Genomic DNA, 25,512 nt, shown 5'->3' on the forward strand with positions numbered 1-25,512 from the left:
GCAACTGAGTAAAGCACACCGTCTTCGTTGAACGGCATCGGAACTAGCTGATGTCGAACATGCGACTTTTGACGGGGGACTAGCAAAAGTTGCCGATCGTGTGTCACGATGTCCGCATGACAACGGACGTCATCGCCCCGGCCCGCACGCGACGTGCCGGCTTCGTCGGTGGCGGCTTCATGGCCGCAGTGCACTCGCGTGCCGCCCGCGCCGCAGGAGCCGACCTCGTCGGCGCCGCGTCGTCTTCGGCCGCACGAGCCGCCGCGGCCGCCGAGCGCCTCGGCCTCGGTGCCGCATACGACACCTTCGAAGCCCTGCTCGCCGACCCCGCCATCGACGTGGTGCACATCTGCACCCCGAACACGACGCACGCCCGCTTCGCCCGGGCGGCGCTCGAGGCGGGCAAGCACGTGGTCTGCGAGAAGCCGCTCGCCACGTCCGCGGCGGATGCCTCGGCACTCGCCGGGCTCGCGGCCGACCGCGGGCTCGTGGCCGCCGTGCCGTTCGTCTACCGCTTCCACCCGATGGTGCGCGAGGCGCGGGCGCGGGTCGCCGCCGGCGAGACGGGACGCCTGCTGAGCGTGCACGGCGCGTACCTGCAGGACTGGCTCGCGACCCCCGGCGACGACGACTGGCGCGTCGACTCGGCGCTCGGCGGCCCGTCGCGCGCGTTCGCCGACATCGGCTCGCACCTCGTCGACCTCGTCGAGTTCGTCGCGGGCGAGCGCATCGCCCGGCTCAGCGCCTCGACCAGCACCGTCTACGCCGAGCGGTCGACCCACTCGTCAGTCGACACCGAAGACCTCGTCGCGCTCGTCGTCGAGTTCGCCTCCGGTGCGCTCGGCACGCTGCTCGTCTCGCAGGTCGCACCCGGGCGCAAGAACGCCCTGACGATCGAGCTCTCCGGCACCGGGGCGAGCGTGCGATTCGAGCAGGAGCGCCCCGACACGCTCTGGATCGGGCGCACCGGGGCCTCGAGCATCGTCGAGCGCGACCCGGCCCGGCTCGCGCCCGATGCGGCTCGGCTCTCGCTCGTGCCCGCCGGCCATCCGATGGGCTACCAGGACGCGTTCAACGCGTTCGTCGCCGACGCCTACGCCGCGATCGACGGCACGCCGCCCGAGGGGCTGCCGGTGTTCGACGACGGACTGCGCGCGGTGCGCGTCACCGAGGCCGTGCTCGCTTCGGCCGACCGTCGCGACTGGGTGGAGGTCCCGGCATGAGCGACCCGACCCCCGTTGGCGCGCCCGCATCGAACGTCGCGGTCGGCGAGCCCGTGCTCGTCGCGGAGGGGCTCGAGAAGTCCTTCTTCGGCGTGACCGTCCTGCGCGGCGTCGGCCTGACGCTGCGCGCCGGCGAGGTGCACGGCCTCGTCGGCGAGAACGGCGCCGGCAAGTCGACGTTCATGAAGATCCTCGCGGGCGTCTACGAGCGCGACGCGGGCACCGTGCGCCTCGGCGGCGAGGAGGTCGCGTTCACGCACCCCGTGCAGGCCGCCCGGGCCGGACTCGCGACGGTCTTCCAGGAGTTCAACCTGCTCCCCGAGCGCACCGTCGCGCAGAACGTCTTCCTCGGCCGCGAGCCGAAGCGGCGCGGCCTCGTCGACCGCAAGGCCATGCTCGCCGAGACGCGGGCGCTCCTCGCCGAGCTCGGCATCGACTCGATCGACGCCGACGCCCCGGTGCGCACCCTCACCGTCGCCGAGCAGCAGATCGTCGAGATCGTGAAGGCGCTGTCGGTCGACGCGCGGGTCATCCAGATGGACGAGCCGACCGCCGCGCTCGCCGATCACGAGGTCGAGCTGCTCTACGCGATCGTCCGCCGCCTGCAGGCGCGGGGCGTCGCCATCCTCTACGTGTCGCACCGGCTCAAGGAGATCTTCGACCTCTGCGACACGATCACGGTGCTGAAGGACGGCGCGCTCGTCTCGACCGGCCCCGCCGCCGAGCTCGACACCGACGAGCTCGTGCGCCGCATGGTCGGCCGGCCGATCTCCGCCTACTTCCCCGACCCCGAGCCCGGCACCGTGCTCGGCGAACCCCGCCTCGAACTGCGTGCCGCCGGCAACGCGTACGTCGACGGCGTCGACCTCGAACTGCGCGCCGGCGAGATCGTCGGCGTCGCGGGACTGCAGGGCTCCGGTCGCACCGAGCTCGTCGAGGCGGTCTTCGGCATCGTGCCGTTCACGCGCGGCGAGCTGCGCCTCGACGGCGAGGCCGTGCAGATCACCTCGGCGCGGCAGGCCGTGAAGCGAGGCGTCGCGCTCATCACCGAGGACCGCAAGGCCCAGGGGCTCGCGCTCAACCAGTCGATCGCCGACAACGCGCTGCTCGTCATCCGCTCGGTCTTCTCGCGGCGCACCCGCGAGACCCGGCGCGAACTGCCCGGCGTGCTTTCGTCGCTCGAGCTCACCTCACGGGGTCTCGACCAGGAGGTGCAGTACCTCTCGGGCGGCAACCAGCAGAAGGTCGTGCTCGCGAAGTGGCTCGCCACGAAGCCCCGTGTGGTGCTCCTCGACGAGCCGACCCGCGGCATCGACGTCGGCGCGAAGGTCGCCGTCTACACGCTCATGCGCCGGCTCGCGAACGAAGGGGTCGCCATCCTCATGATCTCCTCCGAACTGCCCGAGGTGATCGGCATGTCCGATCGCATCATCGTCATGCACGACGGCCGCGCGTCGGCCGAGCTGCCCGCGCGCAGCGACGAGGCGACCATCCTCGGCGCGGCGACCGGCACACTCCGCGTGGGCGGGGAGGAGCTGCGATGAGCACGACCACCCCGACCGCGCGCACGGCGAAGCCGCGCCGGCGCCGTCTCGACTCGAGCCTCATCGTGGGCATCGCGCTCATCGCCGTCATCGTCGTGGGTGCGATCCTCGTCGCCCTCGACGGGCGCAACTTCTTCAGCGCCGGCAACATCCGCGACATCCTCACCGGCATGAGCGTGCTCGGCTTCGTCGCCATCGGCCAGACGCTCGTCATCCTGTGCGCCTCGCTCGACCTGTCGGTGCCGTACGTGGTGAGCCTGTCGAGCCTCATCGCGGCCGACCTCATGGCGGGCAACCCCGCGAACATCCCGATGGCGGTCGCCGCGGTCATCGTCGTCGCGGCGGTCATCGGACTCGCGAACGGCCTCATCGTCACGAAGCTCAAGGTCAACGGCTTCATCGCGACCCTCGGCACCGGCCTCATCATCAAGGGCTACCTCGACTCGAACTACAAGGGCACGAGCGGGCAGGTGCCGTGGGAGTTCCAGCTCATCGGCGCGACGGGCATCGGCCCGATCCCGGTGTCGACCCTGCTCATGCTGCTGGTCGCGCTCGCCGGGGCCTTCTTCCTCGCCCGCACCCGCACCGGCAACCACATGTTCGCCGTCGGCGGCAACGAGCAGGTCGCACGACTCTCGGGCATCCGCACCGCTCGCCCCCTCATCGTCGCGCACGTGCTGTGCTCGATCACGGCGGCGCTCGCCGGTCTCCTGCTCGCGAGCCGCCTCGGCGTCGGCAGCCCCGTCGTCGGCACGCAGGGCGGGTACGACCTGCTCTCGATCGCGGCGGTCGTGCTCGGCGGCACCCTGCTCATGGGCGGCCGCGGCTCGATCTGGGGCACGATCGGCGGCGTCGCGATCTTCGCCGTCGTCGACAACGTCATGAGCGTGATGCAGGTGAACCCGTTCCTCAAGGACGTCGTGCGCGGCATCGTCATCGTCGCCGCCGTCGCCGTCTACACGAGCCGGTCGGTCGACCGGCGCAGGCCCAGGTTCACGAACGCACCGCCACCGTCGACGAACCCCGGCAGCGACTCGGGCAACGGAAGCGCCGAACGAGCGGAGGCCCGCGCATGACCGCCGTCACGAGCGAGCGCCCAGGCTTCGGGCAGCGTCTCGCCGACCTCGGCCGCGCGCTCGTGAGCCCGCGCGGTGCCGTGTTCCTGCTGCTCATCGTGCTGCTCGTCGCGATCACGCTGCTCAACCCGTCGTTCGCCGAGCCGGGCCAGTTCATCCGCTTCATCCAGCGGGTGGCGCCCGTCGCGATCGTCGCGATCGGCCAGTACTTCGTCATCGTCGGCGGCGAGTTCGACCTCTCCATGGGGTCGGTCGTGACCGCGCAGGTCGTGATCGCCGGCAACCTCATCGGCCAGGACGACGCGAAGTCGCTGCCCGTCCTCGCGCTCATGCTCGGGTTCGGCGCCCTCGTCGGCCTTGTCAACGGCCTCATCGTGTCGTTCCTCAAGGTGCCGAGCTTCATCGTCACCCTGGGCATGATGCTCGCCCTGCTCGGCGGCACCCTCTACTGGACTGGTGGCGCCGCGACCGGCAACCCGGCCGACGGCTTCCGCGAGATCGGGCGCGGCGGCATCCGCGACCTCCCCGTCATCGACATCCTGCCGTGGTCCGTGCTCGTGCTCGCGATCGTGCTCGCCGCTGCGATCTGGTTCTCGAAGCGGCCGTTCGGCCGGACCATCATCGCCCTCGGCGACAACTCGACGACCGCCCGGTTCTCGGGCACCCGCAACTGGTGGGTGAAGACGTCGACGTTCATCATCTCGTCGCTCTCGGCGACGGTCGCGGGCGTGCTGCTCGTCGGCTACGCGGGCGTGCACCCCTCCGTCGGCCGCGGCTACGAGTTCACCGCGATCACGGCGGTCGTGCTCGGCGGAGTCGTGCTCGGCGGCGGGCGCGGCTGGGTCGTCGCGGCCGCGGCGGGCGCGTTCGCGCTCGAGGCGCTCTTCACCCTGCTCAACTTCGCCGGCGTGCCGTCGACGTACCGCGACGCGGTGCAGGGCGCGATCATCATCCTCGCGGTCGCGTACTCGGCGACCACCTTCCGCGCCCGCCGGCGCGGCAAGGGCCTCGAGGCATCCCAGACTTCGCCCGAAGCGGCGACCCAGACTTCGCCGGCACCGGCGGAGGAGCGCGATGCCGAGGCATCCGCTCGCCCTGCACCCATTCCCTCGACGTCGAGGGCTGACAACGAAACCAAGGGAGGTTCGTGATGCGACGCAGGTATGCGGTGGCATCCGCAATGGTCGGCGCCCTCGCGCTGCTGACGATGGCCGGCTGTACCACCGACCCCAACGTGACCGCGCCGACGGATGACGCCGGCGCCACGGAGGAGGCCGTCGAGTGGTTCGACCAGGAGCTCTTCGACAAGCAGGACGCCGAGCGCGACGTCGTGCCCGAGGGCCCCGAGGACCAGCCGTGGCTGCAGCACATCAACGCCGAGATGGTCGACACGTCCGAGTTCGCGAGCGAGGGCGCCAAGAAGGCGTGCTTCGCCAACGCCTCGATCTCGAACCCGTGGCGCCAGACCGGCTGGATCACGATGAACGAGCAGCTGAAGGTGCTGCAGGAGTCGGGCGTCATCAGCGAGATGGAGACCCGTGACGCGCAGGACTCCGACGACACGCAGATCGCCGACATCGACTACTTCATCAACGAAGGCAACTGCGACGTCTTCATCATCTCGCCGAACTCCACGGCGGCGATGACGCCGGCCGTCGAGCGCGCCTGCGACACGGGCAAGCCCGTGATCGTGTTCGACCGCGGCGTGCAGACCGACTGCCCCGTCACGTTCATCCACCCGATCGGCGGATTCGCGTGGGGCATCGACACGGCCGAGTTCCTCATCGAGGAGCTGGATGAGGGCGACAAGGTCGTGGCGCTCCGCATCCTGCCGGGCGTCGACGTGCTCGAGCAGCGCTGGGCCGCCGCCGAGAAGCTGTTCGACGAGGCCGGCATCGAGGCCGTGGACTACTTCACGGGCGCCGACCCCGCCGAGATCAAGAAGATCATCTCCGACGAGCTCGCCAAGGGCGACGTGCAGGGCGTGTGGATGGACGCCGGCGACGGCGCCGTCGCGGCCATCGAGGCGTTCGAGGACGCCGGCGTCGACTACCCCGTGATGACGGGCGAGGACGAGATGTCGTTCCTCCGCAAGTGGAAGGAGACCGGGCTGACCGGCCTCGCTCCGGTCTACTCGAACTTCCAGTGGCGCACGCCGCTGCTCGCCGCGGAGAAGATCTTCGCCGGCGAGGAGGTGCCGCAGGAGTGGGTGCTGCCGCAGTCGCCGATCACCGCGGAGGAGGTCGACGAGTACCTCGCGCTCAACGAGAACATGCCCGACGGCCACTACGCGAAGTTCGGCGGCGAGGACCTGCCGGGCTACCCGCAGGTCTGGGAGGACCGGGTCATCCCGTAACCCGCCACCTGTCGGTCGAGCGGTGGGTTGAGTAGGCGCGAAGCGCCGTATCGAAACCTAGCGCGAAGCGCGTATCGAGACCACACGCACCATCGTGGTCTCGATACGCTCGCTTCGCTCCCTACTCGACCGACGGGGTTTCCGGTCGGTCGGTCGAGTGGCGCGGAGCGCGCATCGAGACCACACGCACCATCGTGGTCTCGATACGCTCGCTTCGCTCCCTACTCGACCGACCGGGTTCACGACGGAGTTCTGCAAGGAGGCAGCATGCGCCGCACCATCGGCGTGAACACCTGGGTGTGGGCGTCGCCCCTCACCGACGACAACCTGCCCGGGCTCGCCGCGAAGGCGGCGGCGCTCGGGTTCGGCGCGATCGAGCTGCCGGTCGAGAACCCCGGCGACTGGTCGGCGGATGCCGCGGCGGAGATCCTCCGCGAGCACGGCCTCGACCCCGTCGTCATCGGGGCGATGGGCCCCGGCCGCAACCTCGTCGCGGCGCCCGGCTCCGAGATCGTCGCGACGCAGAACTACCTCGTGCACTGCCTCGACGTCGCCGACCGGCTCGGCTCGCCCGTCGTCGCGGGCCCGTTCACGGCGGCGACGGGCCGCGCCTGGCGCATGGACGCCGAGGAGCGCGAGGCCCGGTACCGCGAGCTCAGGGTGAGCCTCGCACCGCTCGTGCGCAAGGCCGAGGCCCGGGACGTCCGGCTCGCGATCGAGCCCCTGAACCGCTACGAGACGAGTCTCGTGAACACCGTCGAGCAGGCACTCGAGGCGCTCGGGCCGCTGCTCGGGCCGGGCCTCGGGCTCGCGCTCGACAGCTACCACCTCAACATCGAGGAGAAGTCGATCGGCGACGCGATCCGCGCCGCCGGCCCGCACCTCGCCTACGTGCAGGTGTGCGGAAACGACCGGGGCGCCGTCGGCGACGACCACGTCGACTGGCCCGCCTTCCTCGACGCGCTCGACGACGTCGGCTACGCCGGGGCGCTCGGCCTCGAGAGCTTCACCGGCGAGAACGCCACCATCGCGGTCGCCGCCTCGGTCTGGCGCCCGCTCGCCCCCTCGCAAGACGAACTCGCGGCACGAAGCATCCGCTACCTGACCGCACTGCAGGACGAAAGGGAATCATCATGACCGAAGCGGGCCACCCCGTCACGCTCTTCACCGGGCAATGGGCCGACCTGCCGTTCGCCGAGGTCGCGCGCCTGGCCGCGGAGTGGGGGTACGACGGGCTCGAGATCGCCTGCTCGGGCGACCACCTCGACCTGAAGCTCGCGGAGGAGGAACCCGGCTACCTCGCCGAGCGGCGGGAGATCCTGAAGCGGCACGGCCTCGAGGTGTTCGCGATCTCGAATCACCTCACCGGGCAGGCGGTGTGCGACGACCCGATCGACTTCCGGCACGAGGCGATCGTGCGCCCGTACACGTGGGGCGACGGCGACCCCGAGGGCGTGCGGCAGCGCGCCGGCGACGACATGAAGCGCGCCGCGCGGGTCGCCCGCAAGCTCGGCGTCGACACGGTCGTCGGCTTCACCGGGTCGAAGATCTGGCCGTACGTCGCCATGTTCCCGCCCGTGCCGGCGTCGGTCATCGACGCGGGCTACGAGGACTTCGCGAACCGGTGGAACCCCATCCTCGACGTGTTCGACGCCGAGGGTGTGCGCTTCGCGCACGAGGTGCACCCGTCGGAGATCGCGTACGACTACTGGACGAGCGTGCGCACCCTCGAGGCGGTCGACCGGCGCGAGGCGTTCGGCTTCAACTGGGACCCGTCGCACATGATGTGGCAGGGCATCGACCCGGTCGGCTTCATCCAGGACTTCCAGGACCGCATCTACCACGTCGACTGCAAGGACACGCGGATGCGTCCGGCCACGGGCCGGCCGGGCATCCTCGGTTCGCACCTGCCGTGGGGCGACCCGCGGCGCGGCTGGGACTTCGTCTCGACGGGGCACGGCGACGTCCCCTGGGAGGACGCGTTCCGTGCGCTCGACGCGATCGGCTACACGGGTCCGATCTCGGTCGAGTGGGAGGACGCCGGCATGGACCGCCTGCACGGCGCCGCCGAGGCGGTCGGGTTCATCCGCTCGAAGCTCTTCCCGCGGCCGACCGCCTCGTTCGACGCGGCCTTCTCGAACCAGTAGGCGCACGCGGTCGGGCGAGTAGCGCGAAGCGCGCATCGAGACCACGGCGCCGGACCTCTCAGAAGGTCTCGATACGGCGCTGCGCGCCTACTCGACCGACCGTGTGCGGCGCTGCTTACTCGACCGACCGTGTGCGGCGCTGCGCGCCTACTCGACCGATCGTGTGCGGCGCTGCGCGCCTACTCGACCGACCGTGTGCGGCGCTGCGCGCCTACTCGACCGACCAGTAGTACACCTTCGTCTTCGGATGCTTCGGGTGGTCGTCGACCGAGCGGTCCCAGGTCGCGTCGGTGTGCCCCGCGTAGTACACGTCGACCTCGCCGTCCTCACCCTCGATGACGGCCGTCACGATCGCCGTGTGGTCGCGGTCGCCCGAGGCGTCCCAGTCGAACTGCACGATGTCGCCGGGCTCCACCTTCGCGCGCTGCGCGTCCGAGAGCGGGGTCGCCCGCTCGGGGTGCGCCGCGAGGTAGTCGCGGAAGATCGTCGACGAGCGCCACGCGTCGCTCGAACCGTACGGGTCGCCGTCGGTCGAGTGCCACCACTCGTCGTCGACCTCCCAGCCCCGCTCGAGGAGCGACTGCGACGCGAAGTTCACGCAGTCGTTCTCGCCGAGCACGCCGTACTGCCCGTTCGCGCCGTCCCAGTACTCGCGCACGTACTCGAGCTGGCGCAGCACGGGCGCCGGCAGCTCGGGGTCGAGCTCGAGCGCGGCCGAGTTCGGATCGCTGCCGCTGCCGCCCTGCGTGCCCGGCCCGGTCGGGGCGGAGGCCGCCACCGCCGCCGTCACGATCGCGACGACGAGCCACGCGATGAGCCCGAGGACGACGACGAGGGCGCCGCCGACCATGAGGCGTCGGCGGAGGTAGACGCCGGGGGAGGGACGCTCGGTGGGCTGGCTCATCGGTTCCACGGTACGTCGCCGCGTGCGTCATCCAGGAGCGGAGCGGCGTGTCGGCTACTCGGGGATGCTCCAGTAGTAGGCGAGGCCGCCGGGGTGGATCTCCGTGATCGCCTCGTCGACGGTGCGATCCCAGGTGGCGTCGGTGTGGCCGGCGTACTCGATCGAGACGGTGCCGTCGTCGCGCACGATGACCGCGGTGACCGTGCCGGTGTGGTCCCGGTCGCCCGAGCCGTCCCAGTCGAACTGCACGAGGTCGCCCGGCTTCACCTTCGCGCGCTCGGCGTCGGTGAGCGGGGTCGCGCGCTCGGGATGCGCCTCGAGGTAGTCGCGCAGCATGGTCGAGCTGATCCACGCGTCGCTCGACGCCCACGGGTCGCCATCGGCCGAGTACCACCACTCGTCGTCTTCGGCCCAGCCGCGGGCGAGCAGGCCCTGGCTCGCGAAGTTGACGCAGTCGTTCTCGGCGATGTAGCCGAACTGCTCGCTCGACGTGTCCTGCCAGTGCGCGCGCAGGTAGTCCAGCTGCGCCCGCACGGACGGGCTCACGGAGACCACCGAGGCGGCCGCGGCGGCCGGGGTGGGCCGCGGCGTCGCCTCGGCCGTCGGCGCGCCGATGGAGTCGGACGAGGCCGCCGGGGCGGCCGGCGTCGCGAGCGCCCAGGCGAGTGCGCCGCCCGCCACGGTGACGGCGACGACCCCGCCGCCGATCAGGACGGCGCGACGGGGGAGGGTGCGGGGGCGGTGTGGCTGCGGCACGGTCCGACGGTACGTCATCGATCCTTCACGTTTCATCCGAACGGGGGCGACCCGGATGCCTCGCCGGGAGTCCCGGCGAGGCATCCGGGTCGGCGGCACTCCCAGTCAGCGCTCGGTGACCGTGCCGTTCTTGATGTGGAGGCGCCGTTCGGCGCGCTTCGCGACCGCCGAGTCGTGCGTGACGATCACGAGCGTGAGGCCGCGGTCGCGCCACAGCCCCTCGAGGAGCCCGAGGATCTCGTCGCGGGTCTCCTCGTCGAGGGCGCCCGTCGGCTCGTCGGCGAGCAGCACGTCGGGCTCCTTCACGAGCGCCCGGGCGATCGCGACGCGCTGCTGCTGGCCGCCCGAGAGCTCGCCCGGCACGTGCGTCGCCCGGTCGGCGAGCCCGACGGCGGCGAGCGCCTCGGCGGCGCGGCGGTGGCGCTCGGGCCCCGGCACCCCGAGCGGTTCGAGCGCGGTCTCGACGTTCTCCTGCGCGGTCAGCGTCGGAATGAGGTTGAACCCCTGGAAGACGAAGCCCACCTCTTTCGCACGCACCCGGGCGAGCTTCGCGTCGGGCAGGTGCGAGATGTCGGCATCGCCGAGCCGCACCCGCCCGCTCGTCGGCCGGTCGAGCGCGCCGAGCATCTGCAGCAGTGTCGACTTGCCGCCGCCCGTCGGCCCCTGGATCGCGACCAGCTGCCCCGAGCCGATCTCGAGCGTGACGTTCTTCAGCGCCGTGACGGTGCGCTTGCCGGGGTACTGCTTGGAGACGTTCTCGAGCACGTACATGGGGGTTCCCTTCGGTCGGGCGGGCGCGGCCCGCTCGGTCTCGATGACGGATGCCTCGGAACCGGCGCCGCGGCCGATCCGCAGGTCGATGCGGCTCATGCGACGCTCCGCAGCGCCTCGGCCGGGCGCAGCCGTGAGGCCCGCCAGCCGCCGATCGCGCCGGCGAGCAGCCCACCGAGCAGGGCGAGCCCGATCGCGACCGCGATGACGCCGACGGTCACAGGCGCGCTCAACACGACCTCGGTGCTCGAGGAGCTCGTCATGCTCGCGCCGAACGGGCCGCCCGCCATGCCGCCGGGCATCGTGCCCGAGGCATCCGAACCCTGTATCGCCGCGGCGCCGCCCGGCCCGCCCGCCGTGACGCCGCCCGCGCTGCCGCCGAGCGTGAGACCCAGCGCGTTGACGACCCAGATGCCGACGAGGCCGAAGACGAGGCCCGCGGCCCCGCCGATGAGGCCCTGCACGAGCGACTCGCCCGCGACCTGGCCGACGATGCGGCCATTGCGCCAGCCGATCGCCTTGAGCGTGCCGAACTCGCGCGTCCGGCGCGTGACGCCCTGGATCGTGAAGAGGATCGCGATGAGGAACGCGGCCACGAGCACCGCGAGCGAGATCCAGAGGCCGAGGTTGGAGATGAGGCTCGAGGCCGTCGAGAGCGATCCCGACACCTGCGCCGCGAGGTCGGCCTGCGTCGACACGGTCGTGTCGGGCAGTGCCTCCTCGATGTCGGCCTGCACGGCGTCGATCCGGTCGCTCGACGTCGCCTGCACGTAGAGGTCGCTCACCATGCCGTCCTGGCCGGACAGCGATTGCGCGAGGTCGAGCGGGATGTACGCGTTCGACGCGGTCGTCGCGTCGGCCGAGGTCGAGGCGACCGTACCGACGATCTCGAACTCGGTGCCGCCGAGATCGATCGTGTCTCCGACCCCGAGTTCGGCGCCGGTGGCGTACGTCGAGTCGAGCACGGCGACGGCCTGGCCGGTGTCGGAGGCCTCGAGGCCGCGCCCCTCGACGAGCCCGACCGACGAGAGCGGGCCGACGGCCGAGCCGGCCGGGTCGACGCCGAGCACCGTGACGCGGTCGACGTCGAAGGCGCTGCCGCCCGCGCCGTCGAAACCGCCCTGCGGGGGCTGCTGGGCCTGGCCGTCGGTGCCGCCGCCGGGCATCGTCCGGTCGTCGCTCTGAGCGGAGAAGTCGGGCAGCTCTCCCGAGAACGTGATGTTCTCGAGCGACAGCGTGGCCGCCGCGGCCGCCACGCCGTCGACGCCCTGGACGGTCTCGAGCGCGGAGGCATCGAACGTCTGCGAGCCCGGACCCGAGGTGAGGCGCGACTGGCTGATCGAGGTCGAGCCGTCGGCGGTCTGCCCGTCGTCGGCACCGAACTCGAAGCGCTGCGGGCCGTCGCCCTCGCCGGGCGCGGCGGGCGTGGCGCTCACCGTGAGGTCGGTGCCGACGCCGTAGACGGACTGCAGCACCTGGGCCTGCGCGTTCTGCACGCCGGTCGAGACGGCGTTCACGATCATGACGAGCGCGATGGCGAGCGCCATGCCGATCGCGATGATCGCGGTCTGCCTGCGCCTGCCGGCGAGCTCGCGCCGGAGGTAGGTGAAGAACATGGGGGTCCTCTCGTAGGGGGTCGTCGCGACCGTACGAGCGCGCACTGTGGCGCGACTTTGGCCCGGCTATGCCCCCGCCATGAGCTGCGCGGCCCGAGGCATCCGGAATCGCACAGGCGAGGCATAGGAATCGCATAGCTCGGTGCGGATACTGGAGACATGAGCTCGACGCCCGCCGCCCCGCACCGTGCCCCCGCGATCGCCAAGGGCGACGGGTCGATGGTGCGGGTGCTCGTCGTCGACGACGAGCACTCGCTCACCGAGCTGCTCAAGATGGCGCTCAAGTACGAGGGCTGGGACGTGCGGACCGCCGCCGACGGCCAGTCGGCCGTGCGCGTCGCCCGCGAGTTCCGCCCCGACGCGATCGTGCTCGACATCATGCTGCCCGACATCGACGGGCTCGAGGTGCTGCAGCGGGTGCGCGCCGACGGCACCGAGACGCCCGTGCTCTTCCTCACCGCGAAGGACTCGCTCGACGACCGCATCGCCGGGCTCACCGCGGGCGGCGACGACTACGTCACGAAGCCGTTCAGCCTCGAGGAGGTGGTGGCGCGGCTGCGGGGGCTGATCCGCCGGTCCACCCTCACCCTCGCCCAAGCGAAGGATCCGGTGCTCACCGTCGGCGACCTCACGCTCGACGAGGACTCCTACGAGGTCGCCCGCGGCGGGGAGCCGATCGAGCTCACGGCGACCGAGTTCGAGCTGCTGCGCTACCTCATGCGCAACCCCCGGCGGGTGCTGTCGAAGGCGCAGATCCTCGACCGGGTGTGGTCGTACGACTTCGGCGGCAAGGAGACGGTCGTCGAGCTCTACATCTCGTACCTGCGCAAGAAGATCGACGCGGGCCGCCCGCCCATGATCCACACGGTGCGCGGTGCCGGCTACATGCTGAAGGCGGCGGGATGACGCACCCCGGCGACCCCGGATACGCCACGGCCGCCCGCCGGGAGGCCACCATGCGGAGCCACGGCGACGACGCGCGCGCGGGCGGCGGCGCGTCGACGAACCGCACGGATGCCTCGGGCGGTCGCCCGTGGACCCTCCGTCGCCGGCTCCTCGTCATCGTCGCGTCGCTGCTCGTCGCGGTGAGCGCGGTCGTCGGCGTCGTGAGCGTGGCGGTGTTCCACAGCTCGTCGGTCGCCCGGCTCGACGCCAACCTCGATTCCGCGATCTCGCGCGCGAACGTCGCGATCGCGGGGCAGCCGCCCGGATTCCCCGGCGATCCCGCCGCCGCGCCCGGGCTCGTCCTCAACGTGCCCGGCCAGGAGGCCGGGACGCTCGCGGCCCTCGTGCCGAGCGACGGCGACCCGCAGGCCGGCTACATCACCGAGCGCGGCCGGGTGCTCGACCTGCCCGCGCATGTGGCCGACACCCTCGCCGCAGTGCCCGCCGACGGCCGGCCGCACTCGATCAGGGTCGGCGAGTTCGGCGACTACCGAGCGCTCGCCGTGGAGGAGGCCGAGTGGGACGGCGTGTCGATCGTGCTCGCGCTGCCGCTCGCCGAGGTCGACGCCGCGACCTCGCAGCTCGCGATCACGATCACGATCGTCGCGCTCGCCGGGCTCGCGGCGGCGCTCGCGCTCGGCTCGCTCATCGTGACCCGTGCGCTCAGCCCGCTGGCGCGGGTCACCGCGACCGCGCAACGCGTCTCGGAACTGCCGCTCGACCGCGGCGACGTCGCGCTCGCCGAACGCGTCGACGTCGACGACGACGGCACCGAGGTCGGCCGGCTCGGCTCGGCGTTCAACCGCATGCTCGGCCACGTCGCCTCGGCCCTGACCGCGCGCGAGCAGAGCGAGCAGAAGGTGCGTCGATTCGTCGCCGACGCGTCGCACGAACTGCGCACGCCGCTCGCCTCGATCCGCGGCTACGCGGAGCTCACCCGCCTGCACGGCGGCGAGCTGCCCGACGACGTCGTGCACGCGCTCGGCCGCATCGAGTCGGAGTCGGTGCGCATGACCGAGCTCGTCGAGGACCTGCTGCTGCTCGCCCGGCTCGACGAGGGGCGCGAGCTCGTGCACTCGACCGTGGACCTGCGCGCGATCGTGGTCGACGCCGTCGGCGACGCGCAGGCCGCCGGCCCCGATCACGACTGGTCGGTCGACGCGGGGGAGGCACCCGTGGAGGTCTCGGGCGACGACGCGCGCCTGCGCCAGGTGCTCGCCAACCTGCTCGCGAACGCCCGGGTGCACACGCCGGCCGGCACGGCCGTCACGACCCGGCTCACGAAGGCGGGCGGCCGGGCAAGGCTCGAGGTCGCCGACGACGGCCCCGGCATCGACGAGGCGCTGCGGGACCGGCTGTTCGAGCGCTTCGCGCGCGGGGATGCCTCGCGCTCGCGCCGGGCCGGATCGACGGGCCTCGGCCTCGCGATCGTGCGGGCCGTCGTCGAGGCCCACCACGGCACGGTCGAGGTCGACTCGAAGCCCGGCCGCACCGTGTTCACGGTCGATCTGCCGCTCGCCGGCTGAGCGGGCCGGAGCCGGGAGAAGGGAAGGAGCGCATCGGGACGGGGTCTCGATGCGCTCCTTCGTCGCGCGGAACGGCGGGGGACTCCGTTCGGCGCGTGCCGGGCGGCGGGGGTTCCGCCCGGGGTCAGGCCTCCGCGAGGACGCGGAGCATCTCGGCGAACGAATCGAGCTCGGCCACCGTGCGCTCGCTGAGCGCCTCGTGCAGCCGCGCCTGGTTCTTCGCCCGCAGGGCGGCGACGCGTTCGACCGCGAACGGGGTGGGCTCGAGCACGCGCACCCGTCCGTCGCGTTCGTCGGGGCGGCTCACGACCAGCCCGTCCTCCTCGAGGATGCGCACCTGCCGGCTCACGACGCTCTTGTCCATGTCGAACAACTCCGCGAGCTGGTGCGCGTTCGACGAACCGCAGCGCACGATCGTCGACAGCAGCTTGTAGCCGGCGGGGTTGAGCTCGGGGTGGATCTGCTGGGCCGCCTCCTTCCACACCGTACGGGCGCGGTTGAAGACGACGCCGAGCTGCTCCTCGACGCGGGCGATGGCCTGTTCGACGGACGGGTCGGTCATGGCGATCATGCTACTTGCGCGCCTCCTGCGCGGTCGCGGCCCCGGCCCGCGGCGAACGGGCGGATGCCTCGCGGTCGGCGCCGGTCGTGGCATCCCCGCCCTCGACGACCTGGAGCGACGAGGTGACCGGGGCGGCGATCTCGGCCTCGGCGAGGTCGATGGCGACCTGCTCGGCCTCCTCGGCCAGCGTCTGCGCGGCGTTCTTCGTCGAGAGCGGCTTGTTCGGCAGGAACGCGATCGCGATGAGGCTCAGCACCGCGAGCGGCACGGCGATCCAGAACACGTCGGCGATGCCGTGGCCGTACGAGCCCTCGACGATCACGCGGATCGTGTCGGGCAGTTCCGACACCTTCGGCAGGCCGCCGCTCGCGAGCGACTTCAGCGCGTCGATCTCGTCGGGCGAGGTCGGCGTGAACTTCGACAGGCCGTCGGTGATGTGCGAGGTGACCTGGGTGGCGAGCACCGAGCCCATGATGGTCACGCCGATCGTGCCCGCGATCGAGCGGAAGAAGTTCACGCCGGAGCTCGCGGCGCCGAGCTGCGACGGCGGGGTGTCGTTCTGCACGACGAGCGTGAGGTTCTGCATGACCATGCCGAGACCGGCGCCGAGCACGAACATGTAGACCGACACGAGCGTGAAGTCGGTGTCGTAGCGCAGCGTCGTCATGAAGAAGGCGCCGGCGGTCACGAGCGCCGAGCCGAGCAGCATCCAGCCCTTCCACTTGCCGAAGCGGCTCACGAGCGCGCCCACGCCGATCGAGGCGCCCATCTGGCCGACGATCATCGGGATCGTCATGAGGCCCGACTCGGTCGGGGTCGCGCCGCGGGCGAGCTGGAAGTACTGCGCGAGGAACACGCTCGTCGCGAACATCGCGACGCCGATCGAGATCGACGCGATGACCGAAAGGGTGAAGGTGCGGTTCGTGAAGAGCGTCATCGGCACGATGGGCTCCTCGACGAGGAACTCGGTCACGACGAAGCCGATGATCGCGGCCGCCGAGACGCCGATGATGACGAAGCTCTCGACGGAGTTCCAGTCGAACTGGTTGCCGCCCATCGACACCCAGATGAGCAGGAGCGAGACGCCGACGGTGAGCAGGATGGCCCCGACGTAGTCGATCTTCACCCGCTCGCGGTCGGGCTTCGGCAGGTGCAGGGTGCGCTGGATCAGGATGATCGCGAGCACCGCGAAGGGCACGCCGATGAAGAAGTTGGCGCGCCAGCCGAAGGCGTCGGTGATGACGCCGCCGAGGAGCGGCCCGCCGATCGTCGCGAGCGCCATGATGCCGCCGACGACGCCCATGTACTTGCCGCGCTCGCGCGGCGAGATGATGAGCGCGACCGCGATCATGACGAGCGACATGAGGCCGCCGGCGCCGAGACCCTGCACGACGCGCACGGCGATGAGCATGCCGGTCGACTGCGAGAAGCCGGCGACGACGGTGCCGACCACGAAGAGCCCGAGCGCGATCTGCAGCAGCATCTTGCGGTCGAGGAGGTCGGCGAGCTTGCCCCAGATCGGGGTCGAGACGGCGGTCGCGAGCAGGCTCGCGGTGATGACCCAGGTGTAGGCGGCCTGGTCGCCGCCGAGGTCGGCGATGATGACGGGCATCGAGGTCGAGACGACCGTGCCCGAGAGCACGGCGACGAACATGCCCATGATGAGGCCCGACAGGGCCGTGAACACCTCGCGCGGCGAACGGGCCGCCTCGGTGTCGTTGACGAGTGTTGCGGTCACGGGGAGTTACCTCACAGAAAGTTGATTACGGTCAACTATAGATCATTCGTTGATAATCATCAACTATCGATCGAAGTCAACTATTCCGGGACCCGCCACGACCGTGGCCGGGATGCTCCGGTCGGTACCGATTTGGCGGACCCCGAGGCATCCGCTAACCTTGACGGAGCCGAAGACCGCTGGTTGTCGTGCGCGCCCCGTGAAAACGAGGCGAATGCGACCGAAGTCTTGCGAAAGCAAGGGCCCGCGCAGGTGTGACGAAGACTTCCGAGTGATCTCGGGTTGAGCTCCGCGCAACTGCGCCGGAGCTTTTTTCTTTCTCCCCATGCTTCCAGCGCTCCAGGCCGTGCATCGCCTCCGCGATGCGCGTTGAGTACACAAGGAGTGGCCATGGCGAACAAGGAAGCCTCGGTTGCCGAACTCACGAACCTGTTCGAGAGCTCGGCCGCCGTTCTGCTGACCGAATACCGCGGCCTGACGGTTGCGCAGCTCAAGGCGCTGCGCAACAGCATCCGTCAGGACGCGAACTACGCCGTGGTGAAGAACACGCTGACCAAGATCGCCGCCAACAACGCGGGGATCACGACGCTGGACGCCGACCTCACCGGTCCGTCCGCCGTCGCCTTCGTGCATGGTGACTTCGTCGCCACCGCCAAGGCCGTGCGTGACTTCGCCAAGGCGAACCCGAACCTTGTGATCAAGGGCGGCGTCTTCGAGGGCAAGACCCTCAGCGCCGACGAGGTCAACAAGTACGCCTCGCTCGAGAGCCGCGAGGTTCTGCTGGCGAAGGCTGCGGGCATGATGAAGGCGACGATGGGCAAGGCTGCCGCCACCATCGACGCGCTTCGCGAAAAGCTGGAGACCGCCGAGGCCGCGTGAGCGCCCGACGGACTCGTTCTACAAACCCCACCCATTAGGAGAAACATCATGGCGAAGCTCACCACCGAAGAGCTGCTCGAGCAGTTCGCTGGTCTCACGCTTGTCGAGCTCAGCGAGTTCGTGAAGGCGTTCGAGGAGAAGTTCGAAGTCACCGCGGCCGCTCCGGTCGCCGTCGCCGGCGCTGCCGGTGGCGCGGGCGCTGCTGAAGAGGCTGAGGAGAAGGACTCCTTCGACGTCATCCTCGAGGCTGCCGGCGACAAGAAGATCCAGGTCATCAAGACCGTCCGCGAGCTCACCTCGCTCGGTCTCGGCGAGGCCAAGGCCGTCGTCGACGGTGCTCCCAAGGCCGTGCTCGAGGGCGCGAACAAGGAGACCGCCGAGAAGGCCAAGGCTGCCCTCGAGGAGGCCGGCGCCACCGTCACCCTCAAGTAATCCGGTGCGCCCGCTCGGGCGCTCTCGGGCTTGAGGTGACCTGCGTCACCAAGCACACGGATGCCCCGTGGTCGATCATCGGCCACGGGGCATCCGTCGTCTCCGGCCCGGCCACCCCTGCCGAGTCTCCAGAAACGGTCGTTCGTGACCGGAATCCCGACACTTTTCGGCGACTCGCGCGCGTGGCGACTCGCGCCCGTGGCGACTCGCGCGCGTTGGGTGACGCGCGTGGGCGACTCGCGCGCGGGGGCGAGGGTGGGTTCCGGTGTCGATAGCTTGGCTATATAGTTGGGCTATGGAATCAAGCGACCGCGCCGACCTCACCGAACTCATCGGGGGCCTGGTCTCGGTGAACCATCGGCTCACCCGCCTCGCCGCCGCCTCGACCGCGTCGGCCGAGTCGCCCGCCGTCTGGCGCACGATCGCCGTGCTGCGCGACCTCGGCCCCATGCGCCTCGGCGAGCTCGCCCGCGTGAGCCGGGTCAGCCAGCCCACGATGACGAAGCTCGTGCACGCCCTCGACGAGCGCGGTTGGATCCGGCGCATCGCCGACGCGAACGACGCGCGCGCCTGGCTCATCTCCGCCGATCCGGCGGGGCTCGCCGCCCTCGACGCCTGGCGCGACGAACTCGTCGGCGCGATGGCCCCCTACTTCGACGACCTCTCGGGCGAGGAGCGCGACACGCTCGCCCGCGCCGTCGCCGTCATCCGCACCCGTATCGAGCGCGCGGACGACGCCGCGCGGAATGGAGCAGCCACGGCGTGAGCGCACACGGCAGCCACGAGACATCCGCATCGATCCTGAAGCAGCCGAAGGCCGTCTGGGCCGTCGCCTTCGCGTGCGTCATCGCGTTCATGGGCATCGGCCTGGTCGACCCGATCCTGCCCGCGATCGCCGAGAGCCTGCAGGCCACGCCGACCGAGACCGAGATGCTCTTCACGAGCTACCTGCTCATCACGGGCCTCGCGATGCTCGGCACGAGCTGGCTGTCGAGCCGCATCGGCGCGAAGAAGACGTTGCTCATCGGCCTCGGGCTCATCATCGTGTTCGCCGCGGCCGCCGGCCTCTCGCAGAACGTCGAGGAGGTCATCGGGTTCCGGGCCGGCTGGGGCCTCGGCAACGCGCTCTTCATCTCGACGGCGCTCGCGACGATCGTGGGCGCCGCCTCGGGCGGCACCGGGTCCGCGATCATCCTCTACGAGGCGGCGCTCGGTCTCGGCATCGCGATCGGACCGCTGCTCGGTGGCCTGCTCGGCCACGTCAGCTGGCGCGGCCCGTTCTTCGGCACGGCCGCGCTCATGGCGGTCGGCTTCATCGCGATCGTCGCCTTCCTGCGCGAACCCGGGGATGCCTCGGCGCGACCCGAGCCGACGCGGCTGTCGGCGCCCATCCGGGCGCTCCGCCGGCCCGCCCTCGCCGTGCTCGCTGCCGCCGCGCTGTTCTACAACATCGGCTTCTTCGTCCTGCTCGCGTACTCGCCGTTCCCGCTCGGGTTCGACGCGCTCGGGCTCGGGTTCACGTTCTTCGGGTGGGGGCTCGCGCTCGCGATCACCTCGGTGTTCGTCGCGCCGCTGCTCACCGCCAGGATGCCGCGCACCCGCGTGCTCTGGATCGCGCTCCCGCTGCTCTCGCTCGACCTCGTCGCGGCCGGACTCTTCATCGAGAACCAGGCCGCGCTCGTCGCCTGCATCGTCGCCGGCGGGCTCGTGCTGGGCGTGCTCAACACCGTCCTCACCGAGTGCGTCATGGAGGCGACCGACCTCCAGCGCTCGGTCGCATCGAGCGCCTACTCGGCCGTCCGGTTCCTTGGCGGCGCCCTCGCGCCGCCGGCCGCGGCCGAGCTCGCGCACCTGGTCGCCCCCGACGCGCCGTACTACGCGGCGGCCGTCTCGGTCGGCGTCGCGCTCGTGATCGTCGTCGCCGGGCACCGGGCGCTGCGCCGGGTCGACCGGGTGGATCCCGCCGAGGCATCCCTCGTCGAGGCCGAGGCGATCTCGGTCGGCGACGCCGGGTGAGGCGCGCCCGGGCGGGCCTCACGACCCCCGACCGGGGGCTCGGAGCGGATCGATGGGGAGCGCTCTCACTCAACGTTGACGCCGGTCCGATCGGTGCCGGATCGTGACCGGCCACCCCCTTGTGGGGGCGTTCGGGCTGCCATAGCGTGGAAAACGGAACCGGGCTCCGGCTCCGCCTGCACGCACTCAACGAGGAGATGACATGAGATTCACACGGCATCGCCGTTTGATGGCCCCCGTCGTGGTGGCCGCAGCGGTCGGCCTCACGCTCACGGCCTGCACGGGAGACATCGCGAACGAAGAGGCGGCGACCGGTGACTGCGGGCCGTACGAGACCTACGGGAGCTTCGACGCCGGCACCGAGGTCAACATCTACGGCACCATCCTCGACCCCGAGGCCGAGCTTCTGAACCAGTCGTGGGCCGACTTCGAGAATTGCACCGGCATCGACATCGTCTACGAGGGCTCCGACCAGTACGAAGAGCAGTTGAACGTCCGCATCGAGGGCGGCAACCCGCCCGACCTCGGCATCACGCCGCAGCCGGGCCTCATCGCGCGCCTCGCGCAGCAGGGCGACCTGCTCCCGGCGCCGCAGTCGGTGGCCGACAACGTGGCCGAGTACTGGTCCGAGGACTGGGCCGCCTACGGGACGGTCGACGACACGCTGTACGGCGCGCCGCTCATGGCGAACATCAAGGGCTGGGTCTGGTACTCGCCGGCGATGTTCGAGGAGAACGGCTGGGAGGTGCCGACCACGCTCGACGAGCTGGCGACGCTGACCGACGAGATCCGCGAGTCGGGCGCCGTCGACAAGCCCTGGTGCGTCGGCTTCGCCTCGGGCGTCGCGACGGGCTGGCCCGGCACCGACTGGGTGGAGGACTTCGTGCTCCGCCAGCAGGGTGCCGACGTCTACGACCAGTGGGTTGCGCACGACATCCCGTTCAACGACCCGAAGATCGCCGAGGCGTTCGACTCGGTCGGCGAGTTCATCCGCAGCGACGACAACGTCAACGGCGGTCTGGGCGACGTGCGCTCGATCGCGACGACCGACTTCGGCGACGCGGGCCTCCCGATCATGGACGGCGCGTGCGCGCTGCACCACCAGGCGTCGTTCTACGAGGGCTTCTGGCCCGAGGGCACGACGGTCGCCGAGGACGGCGACGTGTGGGCCTTCATGCTGCCGGGCACCGAGGCCGGGGCGAACGCGGTCACGGGCGGTGGCGAGATCGTCGCGGCGTTCGCCGACACCGATGAGGTCGTGGCCACGCAGACGTACCTGTCGAGCCCCGAGTGGGCCAACTCGCGCGTCAGCCTCGGCGGCGTCATCAGCGCCAACACCGGGCTCGACCCCGAGAACGCCGGCAGCGAGCTGCTGAAGGCGTCGGTGGCCCTCCTGCAGGACCCGAACACGACGTTCCGTTTCGACGGCTCCGACGTGATGCCCGCCGCGGTGGGTTCGGGCTCCTTCTGGACCGGCATGGTCGACTGGATCGGCGGCAAGAGCACGGCCGACACGCTCGACTTCATCGAGGCGAGCTGGCCGCAGGACTGATCGGATGCCTCGGGGTCGCGCCAACGGCGCGGCCCCGGGTATCCTCGCTCCACCACCTGCCGCGTGGAACGCGGCGCTCTGATTCAGCCTGCGATCGGAGGCCCCCGACGTGACCACCGCCGACCTGATCGGCAAGATCTTCCAGATCCTGCTGGGGCTCGCGATCTTCGCGGCCGTCATCGGGCTGATCCTCTTCCTCATCGACCGCGCGCCGAAGCGCGGTCGGGAGTGGTACCAGCTCGTGCTGTTCCTCGCCCCCGCCTGCCTCCTGCTGGCGGTCGGCCTGCTCTACCCGGCTGTGCGAACCGCCTTCACGTCGTTCACGAACCGGGCGGGCGAGTTCATCGGCATCGACAACTACGTGTGGATGTTCACGCAGCCCGAGGCCCTGCTCACGCTCGGCAACACGATCCTCTGGGTCGTGCTCGTGCCGACGCTGTCGACGGGCATCGGCCTCGCCTACGCCGTGTTCATCGACCGGTCGCGCGGCGAGCGCATCTACAAGTCGCTCGTGTTCATGCCGGTCGCGATCTCGTTCGTCGGCGCCGGCATCATCTGGAAGTTCATCTACGAGTACCGCCCGGCCGCACGTCCCCAGATCGGCCTGCTGAACCAGATCGTGGTCTGGTTCGGCGGCGAGCCGGTACTGTGGCTGCAGGAGCCGTTCATCAACACGCTGCTGCTCATCGTCGTCATGATCTGGGTGCAGACCGGATTCGCCGTCGTCGTGCTGTCGGCGTCGATCAAGGGCATCCCCGCCGAGCAGCTCGAGGCGGCCGAGCTCGACGGGGCGACGAACTGGCAGCGGTTCCGCAACGTGACCCTGCCGGGCATCAGGGGCGGCCTCGTCGTCGTCGTCACGACGATCACGATCGCCACGCTCAAGGTGTTCGACATCGTGCGCGTCATGACGGGCGGCAACTTCAACACGAGCGTCATCGCGAACGAGATGTACACGCAGGCGTTCCGGGCGGCCGAGTCGGGACGGGGTGCGGCGCTCGCGCTCGTGCTCTTCCTGCTCGTCGTGCCGATCGTCATCTACAACATCCGCGTGCTCCGCAAGCAGAGGGAGATCCGATGAGCCAGGCGACCGGATCGACCGACAAGGCGATCGCCAAAGAGCTCGACGCGGCCGCCCGGCGAGGCTACAACCTCGACGGGTCGAAGGCGACCCGTGTCAAGCGCCGGCTCACGTCGCGCCCGGCGACCGTCTTCGCCCTGCTCATCGCGGTGCTCTGGACCCTGCCGACGTTCGGGCTCTTCGTCTCCTCCTTCCGCCCCGCCGACCTGATCAACACGACCGGCTGGTGGACGGTCTTCGAGAACTGGGGCTGGACGTTCGACAACTACAGCGAGGTGCTGCTGTCCGCGTCATCCAGTGCACCGCAGCTCGGCTCGTACTTCGTGAACTCGCTCGCGATCACGATCCCGGTCGTCGTCTTCGCGACCGTGCTGGCGGCGATGGCCGCGTACGCGCTCGCCTGGATCAGGTTCCCCTTCGTCGACTGGGTGTTCATCGGCATCTTCGCGCTGCAGATCGTGCCCCTGCAGATGGCGCTCATCCCGCTGCTGCAGATCTTCACGACGACGCTGAAGCCGGCGCAGGAGTGGCTGCACGACGTCGTGCCGATCATCCCCGACGAGACGTACGTGCAGGTGTGGATCGCCCACGTGATCTTCGGCCTGCCGCTCGCGATCTTCCTGCTGCACAACTTCATCTCCGAGATCCCGCGGGAGCTCATGGAGGCCGCTCGGGTCGACGGCGCGACGCACGGGCAGATCTTCATGCGGATCGTCGTGCCGCTCTCGGTGCCGATCCTCGCGTCGTTCGCGATCTTCGAGTTCCTGTGGGTGTGGAACGACCTGCTCGTCGCCCTCGTCTTCTCGGGCGGCACGGCCGACGTCGCCCCGCTCACCCAGCGGCTCGCCGAACTCGCGGGCCAGCGCGGTCAGACCTGGCAGCGCCTCACCGCGGCCGCGTTCATCTCGCTCGTGATCCCGCTCATCGTGTTCTTCAGCCTGCAGCGCTACTTCGTGCGGGGCCTGCTCGCCGGCTCGTCGAAGGGCTGAGCGGCGGGTCGCGCACGGCGCAGCGCGAGCAGCATCGTGAGGGCTCCCAGGCCGAGGAGCATCGCCGCCGGGAGCAGGGAGCCGACCGCGTCGGCACCGGAGGCCGCGAGCTGCGGGCCGGTCGCATCGTCGCCGGTGGGCGGCGTCGGTGTCGGCGTCGGTGTCTCGATCACCGCCGGGCACGCCGAGAGGCTCGCGCCCGCGCTCGCCGAGAGGGCGACCGACCCGAGCGGCACGAAGTTCCCGCCACCGATCCACGGCGGCTCCTCCCAGGGCGGGGCCTCCCAGACGCCGTCGACGCGGAAGGCGACGTCGAGTCCGGCCGGCAGGGCGCCGAGGTCGACGGTCGCCGCCCCCGATGCGTCGCCGGTGACCGGCACAGGGGTCGCCAGCGCATCGCCGTCGGGCGCCGAGGCGGCGTACGCCCCGACGGTGTACTCGACCCCGGCCACGAGGCCCGACAGCGTGGCCGTCGCACCGGCCGTGCCGCCCGCGACGGTGCACTGCTGCACCGCGACCTCGATCGCCGGCCCGCACGGTTCGACGGCGAAGGCGACCCAGTCGTACATCGGCACCTGCGCGGCGTCGTCGGGGCTCCATTGCACGTACACGGTGTAGTTGCCGGGCGGCATGCCCGTGATCTCGCGCTCTTCCGTCTCGGACACCGCCTCGAACGGCCCGCCGAACGAGAACGCGGGGCCGGCGACGTCGAAGAGGTACGACTCGCCGGGCACGAGCCCGGTGAACGCGACGAGCGTCGAGCCGTCGCTCCCGAGACTGCAGCCGAGCGGCGTCGTCGTGACGCCGATGTCGGGGCACGCCTCCACCGTGGCCGGGATCGTCCCGCCGAAGGGGCCGTCGCCGGAGGCGTCGGAGCGGCTGACCTCGACCAGGTAGTCGCCCGGCGGCAACGTGAACGACACCGAGATCGTGTCGTTGTTCCCGATGCGCGTCACCTCGTCCACCTGGACGCCGCCGCTCGAGACGACGATGACGTACTCCGCTTCCGGATACGTCGCGGAGATCTCCACCGTCAGCGGGGTCGGTGCATGCCCGTCGCACTGGCCGCCGGTGACCTCCGCGCTCTCGGGCGCACGCTTCATCGGCACGAAGGCCTCCGCCGATGAGGCTGAGAGGGCGATGCAGCCGACCACGAGGGCGGCGACCGCGGAGAGCGAGAAGATCGCGCGCAGGCGCGAGGCCCACCGATCGGGTTTCGGCTCCATCTCGGGCACTCCTCGGACTCGGGATCGTCCGGCACCGCCACGTTCCCAGGCGGGGAACGGCGGGCGTCGGGTCGGGATGCACGGGTACGACCGGAGTTGCGGCTCACGGTATACCCGCTCGTGCCCGGCGGCTGGCCCCAGTTCGGGGTGGCGGCAGCCGCCCGCGGCCATGC

Annotated in this window: 23 protein-coding genes; 16 read left to right on the forward strand and 7 right to left on the reverse strand. The window is 70.9% G+C overall.

What is annotated here, in order from left to right; translation table 11 throughout:
* Positions 1–116: 116 nt before the first annotated feature.
* From AC3RJ7_RS07840 to AC3RJ7_RS07870, 7 genes are all read left to right on the forward strand, one after another.
* On the forward strand, positions 117–1,223 hold the full coding sequence (locus AC3RJ7_RS07840) for a Gfo/Idh/MocA family protein (protein ID WP_491455273.1): 1,107 nt from the start codon (positions 117–119) through the stop codon (positions 1,221–1,223).
* A complete protein-coding gene (locus AC3RJ7_RS07845; protein WP_491455274.1) occupies positions 1,220–2,767 on the forward strand; it encodes a sugar ABC transporter ATP-binding protein in 1,548 nt (515 codons plus the stop codon). Before AC3RJ7_RS07840 ends, AC3RJ7_RS07845 begins: the two co-directional genes overlap by 4 nt.
* Positions 2,764–3,843, forward strand: coding sequence for an ABC transporter permease (locus AC3RJ7_RS07850; RefSeq protein WP_491455275.1), 1,080 nt, complete (start codon positions 2,764–2,766; stop codon positions 3,841–3,843). Before AC3RJ7_RS07845 ends, AC3RJ7_RS07850 begins: the two co-directional genes overlap by 4 nt.
* Positions 3,840–4,994, forward strand: coding sequence for an ABC transporter permease (locus AC3RJ7_RS07855; protein ID WP_491455276.1), 1,155 nt, complete (start codon positions 3,840–3,842; stop codon positions 4,992–4,994). The genes AC3RJ7_RS07850 and AC3RJ7_RS07855 overlap by 4 nt, the downstream gene beginning before the upstream one ends.
* Positions 4,994–6,199, forward strand: a complete 1,206-nt coding sequence (locus AC3RJ7_RS07860) for a substrate-binding domain-containing protein (RefSeq protein WP_491455277.1) — start codon at positions 4,994–4,996, stop codon at positions 6,197–6,199. The genes AC3RJ7_RS07855 and AC3RJ7_RS07860 overlap by 1 nt, the downstream gene beginning before the upstream one ends.
* A gap of 267 nt (positions 6,200–6,466) precedes the next feature.
* Complete coding sequence (locus AC3RJ7_RS07865; RefSeq protein WP_491455278.1) at positions 6,467–7,336, forward strand: sugar phosphate isomerase/epimerase family protein; 870 nt, start codon at positions 6,467–6,469, stop codon at positions 7,334–7,336.
* Positions 7,333–8,346: a sugar phosphate isomerase/epimerase family protein gene (locus AC3RJ7_RS07870; protein WP_491455279.1), complete on the forward strand. Its 1,014-nt coding sequence runs from the start codon at positions 7,333–7,335 to the stop codon at positions 8,344–8,346. Before AC3RJ7_RS07865 ends, AC3RJ7_RS07870 begins: the two co-directional genes overlap by 4 nt.
* Positions 8,347–8,557: 211 nt before the next feature.
* Here the strand turns inward: AC3RJ7_RS07870 and AC3RJ7_RS07875 are convergent, their stop codons facing one another.
* The 4 genes from AC3RJ7_RS07875 to AC3RJ7_RS07890 all read right to left on the reverse strand — a co-directional run bounded on the left by AC3RJ7_RS07875 (position 8,558) and on the right by AC3RJ7_RS07890 (position 12,393).
* A complete protein-coding gene (locus tag AC3RJ7_RS07875) occupies positions 8,558–9,250 on the reverse strand; it encodes an amidase domain-containing protein (RefSeq protein WP_491455280.1) in 693 nt (230 codons plus the stop codon).
* Positions 9,251–9,304: 54 nt separating this feature from the next.
* Positions 9,305–10,006, reverse strand: coding sequence for an amidase domain-containing protein (locus AC3RJ7_RS07880; protein ID WP_491455281.1), 702 nt, complete (start codon positions 10,004–10,006; stop codon positions 9,305–9,307).
* Positions 10,007–10,111: 105 nt separating this feature from the next.
* A complete protein-coding gene (locus AC3RJ7_RS07885; protein ID WP_491456145.1) occupies positions 10,112–10,777 on the reverse strand; it encodes an ABC transporter ATP-binding protein in 666 nt (221 codons plus the stop codon).
* Between the two features lie 95 nt (positions 10,778–10,872).
* Positions 10,873–12,393, reverse strand: a complete 1,521-nt coding sequence (locus AC3RJ7_RS07890) for an ABC transporter permease (RefSeq protein ID WP_491455282.1) — start codon at positions 12,391–12,393, stop codon at positions 10,873–10,875.
* Between the two features lie 159 nt (positions 12,394–12,552).
* Between AC3RJ7_RS07890 and AC3RJ7_RS07895 the strand changes: the two genes are divergently transcribed.
* Both AC3RJ7_RS07895 and AC3RJ7_RS07900 read left to right on the forward strand, forming a co-directional pair.
* Positions 12,553–13,299, forward strand: a complete 747-nt coding sequence (locus AC3RJ7_RS07895; RefSeq protein ID WP_491455283.1) for a response regulator transcription factor — start codon at positions 12,553–12,555, stop codon at positions 13,297–13,299.
* Positions 13,296–14,864, forward strand: a complete 1,569-nt coding sequence (locus AC3RJ7_RS07900) for a sensor histidine kinase (protein ID WP_491455284.1) — start codon at positions 13,296–13,298, stop codon at positions 14,862–14,864. Before AC3RJ7_RS07895 ends, AC3RJ7_RS07900 begins: the two co-directional genes overlap by 4 nt.
* Positions 14,865–14,988: 124 nt before the next feature.
* Here AC3RJ7_RS07900 and AC3RJ7_RS07905 read toward each other — a convergent pair whose 3' ends face one another.
* Together AC3RJ7_RS07905 and AC3RJ7_RS07910 are read right to left on the reverse strand one after the other, a co-directional pair.
* A complete protein-coding gene (locus AC3RJ7_RS07905) occupies positions 14,989–15,426 on the reverse strand; it encodes a MarR family winged helix-turn-helix transcriptional regulator (protein WP_491455285.1) in 438 nt (145 codons plus the stop codon).
* A gap of 10 nt (positions 15,427–15,436) precedes the next feature.
* Positions 15,437–17,164, reverse strand: a complete 1,728-nt coding sequence (locus AC3RJ7_RS07910; RefSeq protein WP_491455286.1) for an MDR family MFS transporter — start codon at positions 17,162–17,164, stop codon at positions 15,437–15,439.
* 390 nt (positions 17,165–17,554) lie between these two features.
* Between AC3RJ7_RS07910 and rplJ the strand changes: the two genes are divergently transcribed.
* The 7 genes from rplJ to AC3RJ7_RS07945 all read left to right on the forward strand — a co-directional run bounded on the left by rplJ (position 17,555) and on the right by AC3RJ7_RS07945 (position 24,113).
* On the forward strand, positions 17,555–18,043 hold the full coding sequence (gene rplJ, locus AC3RJ7_RS07915; protein WP_491455287.1) for a 50S ribosomal protein L10: 489 nt from the start codon (positions 17,555–17,557) through the stop codon (positions 18,041–18,043).
* Positions 18,044–18,091: 48 nt separating this feature from the next.
* Positions 18,092–18,475, forward strand: a complete 384-nt coding sequence (gene rplL / locus AC3RJ7_RS07920; protein WP_022890492.1) for a 50S ribosomal protein L7/L12 — start codon at positions 18,092–18,094, stop codon at positions 18,473–18,475.
* 295 nt (positions 18,476–18,770) lie between these two features.
* Positions 18,771–19,241: a MarR family winged helix-turn-helix transcriptional regulator gene (locus AC3RJ7_RS07925; RefSeq protein ID WP_491455288.1), complete on the forward strand. Its 471-nt coding sequence runs from the start codon at positions 18,771–18,773 to the stop codon at positions 19,239–19,241.
* Positions 19,238–20,491 (forward strand): MFS transporter, encoded by a 1,254-nt coding sequence (locus tag AC3RJ7_RS07930; RefSeq protein WP_491455289.1) that lies wholly within the window; start codon positions 19,238–19,240, stop codon positions 20,489–20,491. The genes AC3RJ7_RS07925 and AC3RJ7_RS07930 overlap by 4 nt, the downstream gene beginning before the upstream one ends.
* 202 nt (positions 20,492–20,693) lie before the next feature.
* Positions 20,694–22,043, forward strand: a complete 1,350-nt coding sequence (locus tag AC3RJ7_RS07935; protein ID WP_491455290.1) for an ABC transporter substrate-binding protein — start codon at positions 20,694–20,696, stop codon at positions 22,041–22,043.
* A gap of 109 nt (positions 22,044–22,152) precedes the next feature.
* A complete protein-coding gene (locus AC3RJ7_RS07940; protein WP_491455291.1) occupies positions 22,153–23,124 on the forward strand; it encodes a carbohydrate ABC transporter permease in 972 nt (323 codons plus the stop codon).
* Positions 23,121–24,113 (forward strand): carbohydrate ABC transporter permease, encoded by a 993-nt coding sequence (locus AC3RJ7_RS07945; RefSeq protein WP_491455292.1) that lies wholly within the window; start codon positions 23,121–23,123, stop codon positions 24,111–24,113. Before AC3RJ7_RS07940 ends, AC3RJ7_RS07945 begins: the two co-directional genes overlap by 4 nt.
* Here AC3RJ7_RS07945 and AC3RJ7_RS07950 read toward each other — a convergent pair.
* Positions 24,071–25,339 carry a hypothetical protein gene (locus AC3RJ7_RS07950; protein ID WP_491455293.1) on the reverse strand — a complete coding sequence of 423 codons (1,269 nt, stop codon included), beginning with the start codon at positions 25,337–25,339 and terminating at the stop codon, positions 24,071–24,073. The two genes, AC3RJ7_RS07945 and AC3RJ7_RS07950, sit on opposite strands and share 43 nt — an antisense overlap.
* Positions 25,340–25,512 lie beyond the last annotated feature (173 nt).

It is taken from the genome of Agromyces solani (assembly GCF_058349925.1).

Bases quoted from the DNA above. Each gene is read 5' to 3' on its own strand.
- AC3RJ7_RS07840 (WP_491455273.1), top strand. From the start codon at position 117: ATGACAACGGACGTCATCGCCCCGGCCCGCACGCGACGTGCCGGCTTC.
- AC3RJ7_RS07845 (WP_491455274.1), top strand. From the start codon at position 1,220: ATGAGCGACCCGACCCCCGTTGGCGCGCCCGCATCGAACGTCGCGGTC.
- AC3RJ7_RS07850 (WP_491455275.1), top strand. From the start codon at position 2,764: ATGAGCACGACCACCCCGACCGCGCGCACGGCGAAGCCGCGCCGGCGC.
- AC3RJ7_RS07855 (WP_491455276.1), top strand. From the start codon at position 3,840: ATGACCGCCGTCACGAGCGAGCGCCCAGGCTTCGGGCAGCGTCTCGCC.
- AC3RJ7_RS07860 (WP_491455277.1), top strand. From the start codon at position 4,994: ATGCGACGCAGGTATGCGGTGGCATCCGCAATGGTCGGCGCCCTCGCG.
- AC3RJ7_RS07865 (WP_491455278.1), top strand. From the start codon at position 6,467: ATGCGCCGCACCATCGGCGTGAACACCTGGGTGTGGGCGTCGCCCCTC.
- AC3RJ7_RS07870 (WP_491455279.1), top strand. From the start codon at position 7,333: ATGACCGAAGCGGGCCACCCCGTCACGCTCTTCACCGGGCAATGGGCC.
- AC3RJ7_RS07875 (WP_491455280.1), bottom strand. From the start codon at position 9,250: ATGAGCCAGCCCACCGAGCGTCCCTCCCCCGGCGTCTACCTCCGCCGA.
- AC3RJ7_RS07885 (WP_491456145.1), bottom strand. From the start codon at position 10,777: ATGTACGTGCTCGAGAACGTCTCCAAGCAGTACCCCGGCAAGCGCACC.
- AC3RJ7_RS07890 (WP_491455282.1), bottom strand. From the start codon at position 12,393: ATGTTCTTCACCTACCTCCGGCGCGAGCTCGCCGGCAGGCGCAGGCAG.
- AC3RJ7_RS07895 (WP_491455283.1), top strand. From the start codon at position 12,553: ATGAGCTCGACGCCCGCCGCCCCGCACCGTGCCCCCGCGATCGCCAAG.
- AC3RJ7_RS07900 (WP_491455284.1), top strand. From the start codon at position 13,296: ATGACGCACCCCGGCGACCCCGGATACGCCACGGCCGCCCGCCGGGAG.
- AC3RJ7_RS07905 (WP_491455285.1), bottom strand. From the start codon at position 15,426: ATGACCGACCCGTCCGTCGAACAGGCCATCGCCCGCGTCGAGGAGCAG.
- rplJ (WP_491455287.1), top strand. From the start codon at position 17,555: ATGGCGAACAAGGAAGCCTCGGTTGCCGAACTCACGAACCTGTTCGAG.
- rplL (WP_022890492.1), top strand. From the start codon at position 18,092: ATGGCGAAGCTCACCACCGAAGAGCTGCTCGAGCAGTTCGCTGGTCTC.
- AC3RJ7_RS07925 (WP_491455288.1), top strand. From the start codon at position 18,771: ATGGAATCAAGCGACCGCGCCGACCTCACCGAACTCATCGGGGGCCTG.
- AC3RJ7_RS07935 (WP_491455290.1), top strand. From the start codon at position 20,694: ATGAGATTCACACGGCATCGCCGTTTGATGGCCCCCGTCGTGGTGGCC.
- AC3RJ7_RS07945 (WP_491455292.1), top strand. From the start codon at position 23,121: ATGAGCCAGGCGACCGGATCGACCGACAAGGCGATCGCCAAAGAGCTC.
- AC3RJ7_RS07950 (WP_491455293.1), bottom strand. From the start codon at position 25,339: ATGGAGCCGAAACCCGATCGGTGGGCCTCGCGCCTGCGCGCGATCTTC.